11 protein-coding genes are annotated in these 13,051 nt (G+C 59.1%); all 11 read right to left on the minus strand.

Annotated elements, in window-relative coordinates; all coding sequences use genetic code 11:
• Positions 1-2: 2 nt before the first annotated feature.
• Positions 3-770 (minus strand): SDR family oxidoreductase, encoded by a 768-nt coding sequence (locus AC19YQ_RS22300; protein ID WP_500595973.1) that lies wholly within the window; start codon positions 768-770, stop codon positions 3-5.
• 8 nt (positions 771-778) lie between these two features.
• On the minus strand, positions 779-1,990 hold the full coding sequence (locus tag AC19YQ_RS22305) for an O-succinylhomoserine sulfhydrylase (RefSeq protein ID WP_339477634.1): 1,212 nt from the start codon (positions 1,988-1,990) through the stop codon (positions 779-781).
• A gap of 67 nt (positions 1,991-2,057) precedes the next feature.
• Positions 2,058-3,563, minus strand: a complete 1,506-nt coding sequence (purF, locus tag AC19YQ_RS22310; protein ID WP_133079406.1) for an amidophosphoribosyltransferase — start codon at positions 3,561-3,563, stop codon at positions 2,058-2,060.
• 41 nt (positions 3,564-3,604) lie between these two features.
• Positions 3,605-4,162 carry a CvpA family protein gene (locus AC19YQ_RS22315; RefSeq protein WP_095028330.1) on the minus strand — a complete coding sequence of 186 codons (558 nt, stop codon included), beginning with the start codon at positions 4,160-4,162 and terminating at the stop codon, positions 3,605-3,607.
• Between the two features lie 106 nt (positions 4,163-4,268).
• Positions 4,269-4,898, minus strand: coding sequence for an SPOR domain-containing protein (locus AC19YQ_RS22320; protein ID WP_338646885.1), 630 nt, complete (start codon positions 4,896-4,898; stop codon positions 4,269-4,271).
• Positions 4,882-6,189, minus strand: coding sequence for a bifunctional tetrahydrofolate synthase/dihydrofolate synthase (gene folC / locus AC19YQ_RS22325; RefSeq protein ID WP_500595974.1), 1,308 nt, complete (start codon positions 6,187-6,189; stop codon positions 4,882-4,884). The genes AC19YQ_RS22320 and folC overlap by 17 nt, the downstream gene beginning before the upstream one ends.
• On the minus strand, positions 6,186-7,106 hold the full coding sequence (accD, locus tag AC19YQ_RS22330; RefSeq protein ID WP_095028327.1) for an acetyl-CoA carboxylase, carboxyltransferase subunit beta: 921 nt from the start codon (positions 7,104-7,106) through the stop codon (positions 6,186-6,188). Before accD ends, folC begins: the two co-directional genes overlap by 4 nt.
• 268 nt (positions 7,107-7,374) lie before the next feature.
• Positions 7,375-7,998, minus strand: a complete 624-nt coding sequence (locus AC19YQ_RS22335; RefSeq protein WP_500595975.1) for a phosphoribosylanthranilate isomerase — start codon at positions 7,996-7,998, stop codon at positions 7,375-7,377.
• A 56-nt stretch (positions 7,999-8,054) separates the two neighbouring features.
• Positions 8,055-8,879 (minus strand): tRNA pseudouridine(38-40) synthase TruA, encoded by an 825-nt coding sequence (truA, locus tag AC19YQ_RS22340; protein WP_339477668.1) that lies wholly within the window; start codon positions 8,877-8,879, stop codon positions 8,055-8,057.
• Between the two features lie 110 nt (positions 8,880-8,989).
• On the minus strand, positions 8,990-11,374 hold the full coding sequence (locus tag AC19YQ_RS22345; RefSeq protein WP_500595976.1) for a motility hub landmark protein FimV: 2,385 nt from the start codon (positions 11,372-11,374) through the stop codon (positions 8,990-8,992).
• Between the two features lie 129 nt (positions 11,375-11,503).
• A complete protein-coding gene (locus AC19YQ_RS22350) occupies positions 11,504-12,514 on the minus strand; it encodes an aspartate-semialdehyde dehydrogenase (RefSeq protein WP_339477645.1) in 1,011 nt (336 codons plus the stop codon).
• Positions 12,515-13,051 lie beyond the last annotated feature (537 nt).

Genomic DNA, 13,051 nt, shown 5'->3' on the forward strand with positions numbered 1-13,051 from the left:
GCCTACTCGCCATAGATCATCTTTTTGCTCATCCCTCCGTCAACCACAAACTCCTGACCCGTCACAAACCCGGCATTACGTGACAATAACCAGGCAACCATCGATGCGACGTCCTCCACGGCCCCTACCCGGCCAGCCGGGTGCTGAGCGTGATCGGCGTCCGTCAGCGGCTCTGCACGCCTCACAGAGGGGTCCCGGGCATCAATCCAGCCCGGGCTGACCGCATTGACCCTAACCTGCGGCCCAAGGCTGATGGCCAGTGCATGGGTCAACGCCAGCAACCCGCCCTTGCTTGCCACGTAAGCCTCGGTATCAGGCTCCGACTGGCGGGCGCGGGTGGAAGCCAGGTTGACGATCGAACCATTGTGCGCACGCAGGTACGGCGCACAATGCTTGGCCAACAACATGGGCCCGGTCAGGTTGACCGCCAGAACACGATTCCAGTGTTCCAGATTGAGGCTTTCAAGGCCCATGTTGTGCGGATCCGCAATGGCGGCATTGCACACCAGCCCGTCCAGCCGCCCAAACTGGCCAAGGACTTGCGCGACACACTGAATGACATCGGCCTCGACCGAAACATCCATCGTCACGAACCAGGCACTCTCGCCCAGCGCCTTGGCCACCCTGGAACCCCGGGCACGGTCAATGTCGGTCAATACCACTTGCCAACCTTCACTGACCAGCCAGGCAGCAATCCCCAGGCCAATGCCCCGCGCAGCGCCAGTCACCAGCGCTACGCGGCCATTGCCGCCAACCGGAGTTTCGTCCATCCAGTCACTCACAGCGCAGCAAGACCTCGTGCGAGGTCGGCTTGCAAGTCGGCGACATCTTCCAGACCGACCGCGATCCGGATCAGGCTGTCGCGAATACCCGCCGCTTCACGCTCTTGTGGCGCCAGACGACCATGGGACGTGGTCGCCGGATGGGTAATCGTGGTTTTGCTGTCACCCAGGTTAGCGGTGATCGAGATCAGGCGGGTTGCGTCGATAAAGCGCCAGGCGCCCTCTTTCCCACCCTTGACCTCAAAGCTGACCACCGCACCAAAACCGCGCTGCTGACGCTGGGCCAGCTCATATTGCGGATGGCTCTTGAGGCCGGCGTAGTGAACCTTTTCAACCCCGTCCTGCTGCTCCAGCCACTCGGCCAGCGCTTGGGCACTGGCGCAGTGAGCGCGCATGCGCAGGTTCAGGGTTTCAAGACCCTTGAGGAAGATCCAGGCATTGAACGGGCTCAGGGTCGGCCCGGCAGTGCGCAAGAAGCCGACGATTTCTTTCATCAGCTCGCCACGACCGGCAACCACACCGCCCATGCAACGGCCCTGGCCGTCGATGAATTTGGTGGCCGAATGCACCACGATGTCCGCGCCCAGCTTCAGCGGCTGCTGCAAGGCAGGCGTGCAGAAACAGTTGTCGACCACCAGCAGCGCGCCCTTGGCGTGGGCAATCCCGGCCAGGGCGGCAATGTCCACCAGCTCGGCCAGCGGATTGGACGGCGACTCGACAAACAGCAATTTGGTGTTGGGCTTGATCGCCGCGTCCCAGCCAGCCAGTTCAGCCAACGGCACGTAATCGACCTGCACGCCAAAGCGCTTGAAGTACTTTTCAAACAGGCTGATGGTCGAGCCGAACACGCTGCGCGACACCAGAATGTGATCGCCGGCGCTGCACAGGCTCATGACCACCGACAAAATGGCCGCCATGCCGGTGGCGGTTGCCACGGCCTGCTCGGCGCCTTCAAGGGCCGCAATGCGCTCTTCGAAGGCACGAACGGTGGGGTTGGTGTAACGCGAGTAAACGTTGCCTGCCACTTCGCCCGAGAACCGTGCTGCCGCGTCAGCCGCCGTGCGGAACACGTAGCTGGAGGTCAGGAACATTGCATCACCATGCTCGCCCTCGGGCGTACGGTGCTGGCCAGCACGCACAGCCAAGGTGTCGAACGCTACGCCCTCAAGGTCGCTGTCCAGCCGACCCGCATCCCAATCCTGACTCATGCTGCCCACTCCTTGCTTTGTATTGGATGAACGCAAACCGGCCCATCAGGGCCGGTTTGGTGAACACTTAGTTGTTGTACAAGCCTATCGTCGCACCGACACCCTGGGCAACCACCTTGGAAGCATCATTGCGCGCACGCTCGATACGTTCCAGATAGTTGTCATCGATATCGCCGGTGACGTACTTGCCATCAAACACTGCGCAGTCGAACGCGTCGATCTTGATCTTGCCACCACCGACTGCTTCGATCAGGTCAGGCAAGTCCTGGTAGATCAACCAGTCAGCACCGATCAACTCGGCCACTTCCTGGGTGCTGCGGTTGTGTGCGATCAGCTCGTGGGCGCTCGGCATGTCGATGCCATAGACGTTCGGGTAGCGAACTGCCGGGGCCGCCGAGCAGAAGTAGACGTTCTTGGCGCCGGCTTCGCGGGCCATCTGAATGATCTGCTTGCACGTTGTACCGCGCACGATCGAGTCGTCCACCAGCATCACGTTCTTGCCACGGAACTCCAGTTCGATGGCGTTGAGCTTCTGGCGCACGGATTTTTTACGCGCTGCCTGGCCCGGCATGATGAAGGTACGGCCGATGTAACGGTTTTTGACGAAGCCTTCGCGGAACTTGACGCCCAAGTGGTTCGCCAGCTCCAGCGCCGCGCAGCGGCTGGTGTCCGGAATCGGGATAACCACGTCGATATCGTGATCCGGGCGTTCGCGCAGGATCTTCTCGGCGAGCTTCTCACCCATGCGCAGACGCGCCTTGTACACCGAAACACCGTCGATGATCGAATCCGGACGAGCCAGGTACACGTGCTCGAAGATGCACGGGGTCAATTGCGGGTTCACCGCGCACTGACGGGTGTGCAGCTTGCCATCTTCAGTGATGTAAACCGCTTCACCCGGCGCAAGGTCGCGAATCAGGGTAAAGCCCAGTACATCCAGGGAGACGCTTTCGGAGGCGATCATGTACTCGACGCCTTCGTCTGTATGACGCTGACCGAAGACAATCGGGCGAATGCCGTTCGGGTCGCGGAAACCGACGATGCCGTAACCGGTGATCATCGCAACCACGGCGTAACCGCCACGGCAGCGGTTGTGCACGTCTGTCACGGCAGCAAACACGTCTTCTTCAGTCGGCTGCAATTTGCCGCGCTGAGCCAGTTCATGGGCGAAGACGTTGAGCAACACTTCCGAATCGGAGTTGGTGTTGACGTGACGCAAGTCAGATTCGTAAATCTCCTTGGCCAGCTGTTCAACGTTGGTCAGGTTGCCGTTATGCGCCAGGGTGATGCCATAGGGCGAGTTGACATAAAACGGCTGAGCTTCAGCTGAAGTCGAGCTGCCAGCGGTTGGATAGCGTACGTGGCCAATGCCCACGTTGCCGACCAGGCGCTGCATGTGACGCTGATGAAACACGTCACGAACCAGCCCGTTGTCCTTGCGCAGAAATAACCGGCCATTATGGCTGGTCACAATACCGGCAGCATCCTGGCCGCGGTGCTGGAGGACGGTTAGCGCGTCATACAGCGCCTGATTGACGTTCGACTTACCGACGATACCGACGATGCCACACATGCGACGCAACCCCTACTTAATGGATCTGAACTGAACACCGCTCACTTGGGCTGGGTAGCCGGCAAGAGGTGCTCCTTGAACGGAATGTCAGCGGGTACGCTGATTCCGCTGGCCAGCCACTGACTGCTCCACCCCAGAATGAGGTTTTTGGACCAGTCGGCAACCAATAGAAATTGTGGCACGAGCCGCGACTCTTGCCACCATGAGTCTTGCTGTACCGGCCCCAGGCTAAGCAGCCCGACCGCAGTCACCACCAGCAACGCGCCACGCGCAGCGCCGAAGGCCATGCCGAGAAAACGATCGGTCCCGGACAAGCCGGTGACGCGAATCAGTTCGCCGATAAGAAAATTGATCATTGCGCCTACCAGCAAGGTGGCGACAAACATGATGGTGCACCCAACGATAACGCGGGCGGAAGGTGTTTCGATGTATCCGGAGAGATATTGAGACAGTGAACCGCCGAACATCCAGGCAACGACCCCGGCAATGATCCAGGTGCACAGCGACAATGCTTCTTTTACAAAGCCGCGCTTCAAGCTGATCAAAGCGGAGATGGCGATAATTGCAACGATCGCCCAGTCAACCCAGGTAAATGGCACAGTTCAGCCTACAGACAGATGAGGCGGCGCATTTTAGCAGAGCGCCGCCGCTCAGGTAAGGCGATTTATCCGTGCTTGAGCAATCAGATTGAACCTTTTTGCGCGCTCAACCACGTTCAGGCTGGAAGCGCACCACAAAACCCTTGAGATTTTGCTGTTTGCCGAGCAAATCACGCAGGCGATCGGCTTCTGCACGCTCAAGCAACGGACCGACAAAAACCCGATTCATCCCGCCGGAAGATCGAACGTAAGCGTTATACCCTTGATTACGAAGGGTTTTTTGAAGGTTGTCAGCACTCGCCCGATTGGACAGGCTCACCAACTGAACCGACCAGCTGATCGGCAAGCCGTTGGGGTCAACACGCTTTTGCGTGGTATCCAGCTTGGCCGGTGCCTGGGCAACCGTTTGCGCCGGGGTGACAGCCGGTGGCTTTGGGGCAACAACTGCAGGCTTTGCAACCACAGGCGCGACAGGAGCCGTCGCCACCTGTTGCTCGACAACCGGCAACTCTTCAGGGACCGGCTCTTGGGCAATGACTTGCGGCTCCGGCACGGCAACCGGCTCGACCTGAACCGGCTGCATGACCGGAATCTGTGGCGCCGTGGGTGCATCCACCTGGATTTGACGCTGTTCGTCCTGACGCGAGAACAACATCGGCAGGAAAATCACGGCCAACGCCACCAATACCAGGGCGCCTACCATACGCTGCTTGAATACCTTATCCAGCAAAGCCATTTGCAGCCTCCTCCTTGGCACGCCGCTCCAACCACTCGAGCGCTTGCGCGACACAATAAAATGATCCGAACAACAGGATTTCGTCTTCGGGCGTCGCCCGTTCGCATTGAGCTACGAGCGCGGCATCCACACTGTCATGGGCCGAAACCGAAGCACCAAGCCCCTGCAGCGCAGCCTGAACTTCAGCCGCCGACCGTGTCCGCGAGGTATTCAGCGGTGCAACCGCCCAATGCTCGACCGACGACGCGAGCTGTGACACTACGCCATCAAGGTCCTTGTCTGCCAGCAGACCGAACACGGCCAGGCGCTTGCCAGTGACAGGCCTCTGCGCCAAACGCCGCTCAAGGTACTCGGCCGCATGGGGGTTGTGCCCCACGTCCAGCAGCACATTCAAGGCTTTGCCTTTCCAGTTGAATTGACGGCGATCCAGTCGGCCCGTGACGCGAGTGCCAACCAGTGCACTGATGATGCGCGCCGGCTCCCACGGCAAATCGGTCAACGCATAGGCCTGTACCGCCAGCGCTGCGTTTTCCATGGGCAAATCCAGCAGCGCAATGTCACGCAGCTCCAGAACTTGCCCTTTCGCATCCAGGCCACGCCAGTGCCACACCTGCTCTGAACTGGCCAGATCGAAGTCACGACCGCGCAAGAACAGCGGACAGCCCAGCTCCCTGGCCTTGTCGAGCAGGGTGTGAGGAGGATTGAGGTCGCCACAGAGGGCTGGCTTGCCCGCACGGAAAATCCCGGCCTTCTCAAAAGCCACCGATTCGCGGGTATTGCCCAGGTACTCGACATGATCGACACCGATGCTGGTCACCAGCGCCAGGTCGGCATCCACCAGATTGACCGCATCCAGACGTCCGCCCAAGCCGACTTCCAGCACTACGGCATCCAGCTGGGCACGCTCAAACAGCCAGAACGCTGCCAACGTGCCCATTTCAAAATAAGTCAGGGAAGTCTCGCCCCGCCCCGCGTCCAAAGCCGCGAAGGCCTCGCACAGCAGTTCGTCGCTGACTTCAACCCCGTCAATCTGTACACGCTCGTTATAGCGCAGCAAGTGGGGCGAACTGTAAACCCCCACCTTGAGCCCTTGCGCCTGCAGCAACGCTGCCACAAACGCACAGGTCGAGCCCTTGCCATTGGTGCCCGTAACCGTCACCACCCGAGGCGCGGGCTTTTGCAGCCCCATGCGGTTCGTTACCTCGCGTGCGCGATCCAGCCCCATATCAATGGCGGCCGGATGCAGCTGTTCAAGATAGGCGAGCCACTCGCCAAGGGTGCGCTGGGTCATAGGTTTGCAGGTGCCGGTGGAACAACGATGGTTTCAACAGGTGCCGCGACGAACACAGGTGTCGGCAAGCCCATCATCTGTGCCAGCAGGTTGCCCAGGCGTGGACGCAGCTCCTGACGCGCAATGATCAGGTCGATTGCGCCGTGCTCCAGCAGGAACTCGCTGCGCTGGAAGCCTTCTGGCAGTTTTTCGCGAACGGTCTGCTCGATAACACGCGGACCGGCAAAGCCGATCAGGGCTTTAGGCTCAGCCACGATGACATCGCCCAGCATTGCCAGACTGGCCGAAACGCCGCCATAGACAGGGTCGGTCAGCACCGAGATGAACGGAATACCTTCTTCACGCAGACGCGCCAGCACCGCAGAGGTCTTGGCCATTTGCATCAGGGAGATGAGTGCTTCCTGCATCCGCGCACCGCCGGAGGCTGCAAAGCAGATCATCGGGCAACGGTTTTCCAGCGCGTAGTTGGCTGCACGCACGAAACGCTCGCCGACGATGGCGCCCATCGAGCCGCCCATGAACGAGAATTCAAAGGCAGACACAACCACCGGCATACCCAGCAACGTACCGCTCATGGAGATCAACGCGTCTTTTTCGCCCGTCTGCTTTTGCGCGCCGACCAGACGATCCTTGTACTTTTTGCTGTCACGGAACTTGAGACGGTCAACCGGCTCCAGGTCTGCGCCCAACTCGGCACGGCCGTCGGCATCCAGGAATATATCGATGCGGGCACGCGCACCAATGCGCATGTGGTGATTACATTTCGGGCAAACGTCCAGGGTCTTTTCCAGCTCTGGACGATAAAGCACAGCGTCGCAAGACGGGCATTTGTGCCACAGGCCTTCAGGTACCGAGCTCTTTTTGACCTCGGAACGCATGATCGAAGGAATCAGCTTGTCTACCAACCAGTTGCTCATGCTTTCTTTCTCCAGTACCGGTGGCCAGAACAGTTGAGTTCAGGCCCCGTGTATGCCCTTGAGCTAAATTCATTAGGTGTGTGGCGATGATTGCAAGAACTGCGGTCAGCACACGGCAAACCAGCGAAACCCTGCAACCCTCAGCCTCCCGACAGCACGCCCCAGAGCGGCCGCCACTTTAATTTCTGCCCGTCAAACCACCGGGCCCGCCTGCTTTGCAGAACGGTAATGATGGACGGCGGCAGACTGCCAGCCGTCACATCGGGCATCAGTTTGTTACACGCACTGCCTGCATAAAGGCGCGAATCTTGTCGTGATCCTTGATGCCCTTGCTCTTTTCTACTCCGCCACTGACATCAACGGCATAAGGACGCACCTGAGCAATGGCTCCTGCAACGTTCTCGACCGTGAGGCCACCCGCCAAAATAATCGGCTTGCTCAGACCCTGCGGTATCAAAGACCAGTCAAACGCCTGACCGGTTCCACCGGGCACACCTTCGACATAGGCATCGAGCAAAATACCGGTGGCGCCTGCATACGCGTTGCAGGCACCGGCGATGTCATCACCGGCCTTTACGCGCAATGCCTTGATATAAGGACGGTGATAACCCTGACACTGCTCCGGGGTCTCATCGCCATGAAACTGCAGCAAATCAAGCGGTACGGCATCCAGGGTTTCGTTGAGCTCACAGGCACTGGCGTTGACGAACAACCCGACCGTCGTCACAAAAGGTGGCAGGGCCGCAATGATGGCTCGCGCTTGGAACGCCGTTACGGCACGGGGGCTTTTTGCGTAAAACACAAAACCCAAGGCGTCAGCTCCGGCCTCGACCGCAGCCAGAGCATCTTCTATGCGGGTAATACCGCAGATCTTGCTGCGAACAACGGACATCTCGATAACACCCCGAACGCGAAAGCCCCGGATGGTAACAAATGCTTATCCGGGCGTCAGCCGTCCAGTTCGGTAAAACCGGTCAAGAAATGTGGGCCTATGTAACGTTCCGGCAATTGAAACTCATCGCGGTATTCAACTTGCACCAGATACAAGCCATAAGGATGTGCCGTCACACCACCCGAGCGGCGGGTTCGACTCTCCAGCACTTCCTTGATCCACTCTACCGGTCGCTCTCCCGTACCGATGGTCATCAGCACACCGGCTATGTTGCGCACCATGTGATGCAGAAATGCACTGGCGCGAATATCCAGCACGATCATTCGCCCGTGACGGGTCACGCGCAAATGGTGCATTTCCTTGATCGGGGACTTGGCCTGGCATTGACCGGCGCGAAACGCACTGAAGTCATGCACACCCAATAAGTACTGGGCAGCCTCGGCCATGCGCTCTACGTCCAGCGGACGATGATTCCAGGTGACTTCCTGATTCAAGTGCGCGGGGCGGATCTGGTCGTTGTAGATCACATAGCGGTAGCGCCTGGCAATGGCCTTGAAGCGCGCATGAAAATCCGCAGGCATGACCTTGGCCCAGCTGACACTGATGTCATGGGGCAAGTTGATATTGGCGCCCATGACCCAGGCTTTCAACGAGCGCTCGGCCTGGGTATCAAAGTGCACGACTTGCCCGCAGGCATGCACACCGGCGTCTGTTCGCCCGGCGCACATCAACGAAACCGGAGAGGCCGCGACCTTTGACAAGGCGTTTTCCAGGGTTTCCTGGACAGTCAGCACACCATTGGCCTGACGCTGCCAGCCGCTGTAGCGCGAGCCTTTGTATTCCACGCCAAGCGCGATTCGGAAAAAACCGTCGGCAGCCATTTCAGCGGCTGGGTTATCTATATTTGCCAAGGACTTACAGCCTGCTCATAAACGCAAAGGTGGCCATTATAAGGCGCACCCGGCAAGACGCCATGAAACATTTCACCCAATCAGGTCAACCGCGCCAGCATTTCCAGGGCTTCAGACTGCTGCTGGGCATTACCCTCCTCCATGACTTCAGTCAGGATATCCCGCGCACCTTCGTCATCGCCCATGTCGATATAGGCCTGGGCCAGATCGAGCTTGGTGGCGGTTTCGTCGGCGCCCGACAGGAAGTCGAACTCGGGCTCATCATCGGCAAAAGGCTCAGCCAGGGTTGACTGCTCAAGGCTTTGGGACAGTCGATGCAGCTCGGCATTGACCTTGTCCAGCTCCAGAGAAAAGCTGTCAGGTTCAACAGTCGCCGGGGCGCTTTCATCCGCCAGGGACAAGTCGAAATCCGCCGGCAGGCCCAGATCAAAGTCCGAGAGTTCTTCACGGGCAGCCTGAGCTTCAGCCTGTTGTTCAAGAACCGCTTCAAAACTGTCGACCGCAGGCTTGTCCTTGCCCGACAGATCGGCAGACACCACCGCAGGTGACGCGGCCTCAAGCTCGTCGAGGCTCAGGTCGAAATCGTGATCAAACTCATCTACAGGAGGAGCAGTCACAGGCTCGGACTCTACCTCGCGATCGTCACGCATCATCTCCTGGACGAATTGTGCTTGAAGTTGCGTTGCCACGGCCGCCGTGGCGATGCCCGCCGCCGCAGCCACCAGCATGCCCGGATAGCGCTTTTTAAGCTGCTCGACCTCGGCGTGGTTCTTGCCATTGGCAACCAACTGGCGCTCTTGAGCGACAAAGGCTTCACGCTCACCCAGCTCGCCATAAACCTGCATCAGCTTGAGACGCAAATCACTGCGCTGCGGAGCTTGATCGATCGATGCCTTGAGCAGCGCTGCGGCTTCAGTCAACTGACGTTGCTTGATCAGTTGCTCCGCCTGTTCCAGCACATCAGCAGCAGGTTTGGCCAACGACACGGGGGCAATCACGGGCGCTATCACTTCAGCTTCAGGCACTGACACTGGTGCCGGTGCCGGCTCGAGCCTGACGCTGCGCGATGGAGTCTCCAACCCTTCAAAACTGCTCTGCGGCATGTCCAGATCAACTGAAAAATCGGACTCTACTTCGAGTTCCCGAGCCATCCGCGCATGCCTTTCGGCTGCCTGCAGCGCTTTACGCCGACGCGCCATCAAGAGAAGAAGGAGCAGCAACAACACCGCCCCGCCACCTATCAGCCCAAGCACCATCGGGCTTGCCAGCAGATCCTGGATTTTTCGCTCCGCGCTTGGCGGTGCAGTGCTTTCAACAGGGCTTGGTGGGACTGCGGTAGCGGGTACACCCTCAAGCGCCGGGGCTATATCCGCTTCAGGCGCGTCCGCCGCCTGGGCGACGATCTGTGCCGGTATCGCCGCCGCCGGGTCGGCAGGTAGCCCTTTTTCAGCCTCAAGCTTGGCCAACTGATCATTCTTCAACACGATCAAACGCTGAAGCTTGTCCAACTGGCTTTGCAAATCTTTCATCCGGCTTTGCAGCTCGGCATTTTCACGGCGACTGGTGTCCAGCCCCTCCTGGGTCATCGCCAGCTTGTCGCTCACATTGCTGGCGTCCCCTGCAACACCTTTGCCTGCCGCCTTGCCCGCCTGGCCCGACACCAGGCTCAAACCGTCCCGCGCCACAGCCTTGGCAGGAGAAGTCGATTCAGGCTTGCGCCCGGTTGCATCCAGCTGCTGAGCCAGCGGCACCGTGCGACGGCCATTGCGCCAATCGGCATTTTGCGAGGCTACTTCGTTGACGGCCTTGGCCTGGGGCAACTGGACGCTTTGACCAGCGTCCGGCAAGCGCAGCACCTGACCGGTTTTAAGGCGGTTGATATTGCCGTTGATGAAGGCATCAGGGTTCAGGGCCTGAATCGCCAGCATGGTCTGCTGCACCGAGCCGCCATTGCGTGCCTTGGCCGCGATTTCCCACAAGGTGTCACGGGCCGATGTCGTGTAATGCGCTGGCTGCGCAGAGTCAGGCGCAGAGGTTGATGCCGCCGCTGCGGTCTGAGGCGAGAACTTTGCAGAGTCGAGCAACACGCTGTAGTCGCGCATCAAACGGCCGTTAGGCCACATCACCTGCACCAGGAACTTTACGAAAGGTTCGGACAATGGCTGGCTGGAAGTGACGCGCAATACGCTCTTGCCATCCGCGTTGATCACTGGAGTAAAACGCAGATCATCCAGAAATGCCGGACGCGGCACCCCTGCCTTGCTGAACTCCTGCTCGGGAGCCAGGCTCGGCACCACTTGCGCTGCGGTCAGATCCTTGACGTCCAGCAGCTCGATTTCTGCAAGTAATGGCTGGTTCTGGGTCGACTTGAGCGTCAGCTCCCCGAGCCCAAGCGCGTGTGCCATACCGGATGACAGCGCCGAAGCGGCGGCGATTGCTAACACTAATTTGCGAACCTGAACCATAGCCTCTTCCTTATTGGTACAGGCCTCGTCCCGCGAGACCTGTAGAGCTGCTGCCTGAAAGCAACCTGACTGCGACGACCGGCGCTGGAACCCTGTGACAACCTGCTACAAATTGGCGCCAAGTATCTTTTACAGCAGGTCTTTTATCAACAACTCAGCCAACTGTACGGCGTTCAACGCAGCACCCTTGCGCACGTTGTCCGAGGTCAGCCACAGATTGAGCTGCGAAGTGTCGTCCACACCGTGACGGACACGACCGACATACACCACGTCCTGACCCACCGCGTCCCCCACGGCTGTAGGGTAGTCGCCCTCTTCAACCAGCTCGATACAATCGCCAGCTTCGAGCGCCGCATTGACCCCGACCAAGTCCACCGGACCGGCCAGTTGCAAGGACACACTAAAGCTATCGCCAAAAAACACCGGCGCTTGAATGCATGTGACCGAAATTTTCAGTGCTGGCATGCCCAAGACTTCGCGCAACTCCGTCACCAGGCGTTTTTCCAGCGGAACATGGCCCTGGGCATCTGGTTTGCCGACTTGCGCCAGCAGGTTGAACGCCATCTGGCGATCAAAAAAGCTAGTTTCCAGCGGATGCAGGTTCAGCAACGCCGTGGTTTGGCGCGCCAACTCGGAAACCGCTTCACGCCCCTGAGCAGACACTGCCAGGCACGCGGTCACACTCACCTGTTGAATGTCCAGCAAACCGCGCAACGGGGCCAGGGCTACTGCCAGGGCGGTGGCCGAAGGGCTCGGGCTACTGACCTGAACAGGCTTTTGCAACGTTGCCAGAACCGGCGCATTCGCCTCAGGCACTACGTGAGGCGCTTGAGCCGAAGGCAGTGCACCTGACAAATCGATCACAATGCAGCCGGCTGCGCTGGCTTTGGCGGCAAAGCTCAAGGTCACGCCAGGTCCTGCGGCAAAGAAAGCCAACTGAACCTTGCTGAAATCGAACTCGTCGACTTCGCGCACTCTCACGTTCTTGCCGCGAAAAGGCACCGAATGCCCAACTGACTCACTGCTGGCCAGCAGGTGCAAATCCGCAACCGGGAAATCCCGTTCTTCCAGGATCTGTACGATGGTTTCGCCGACGGTGCCGGTGGCGCCAACAACGGCGATATCAAAGGACTGGCTCATGTGTCTACCTCAGGCGAAACGTGGGGAGCGGCACTTTACCGGTCGCAACTGCGACAGGCAACGCAACCGACATATTTGATCCTGCCAAGTTGACTGTGGGAGCGGGCTTGCCCGCGATGGGGCCCACACGGTTCACCAGGTAAACCGCGGTGATGCTATCGCGGGCAAGCCAGCTTGTGTCTTCAAGGTCTCTTAAACTCAGAAGGGTGAGAGCAGTGGATGGCAGACTGAAAGCCAGCGGTGCTTAAAGCACGAGTGGGAGCCAAGTCGCCATCCACCTCTCACTCTGACCAGAAGCCCGAACAGTTGGATGAGCGGCAAACTCGAAATCACAAGCTAGGGATAGGTCAGAGTGCTCTCACTTCTTGAGTGTAAGAGGACTTGGCGATGATTTCCTACTACGTTGGTCTCGATGTTTCGAAAGCGACTGTGGATGTGGGGTTTCTTCCTGCAAATTACCCGCAGTTTCAGGTCAGTAATGACCTTGAGGGCTTCACTCGGCTGATCACATGCCTGAACGAGCTTGAGGTGGGGCGG

It is taken from the genome of Pseudomonas sp. MF06569, assembly GCF_059862735.1.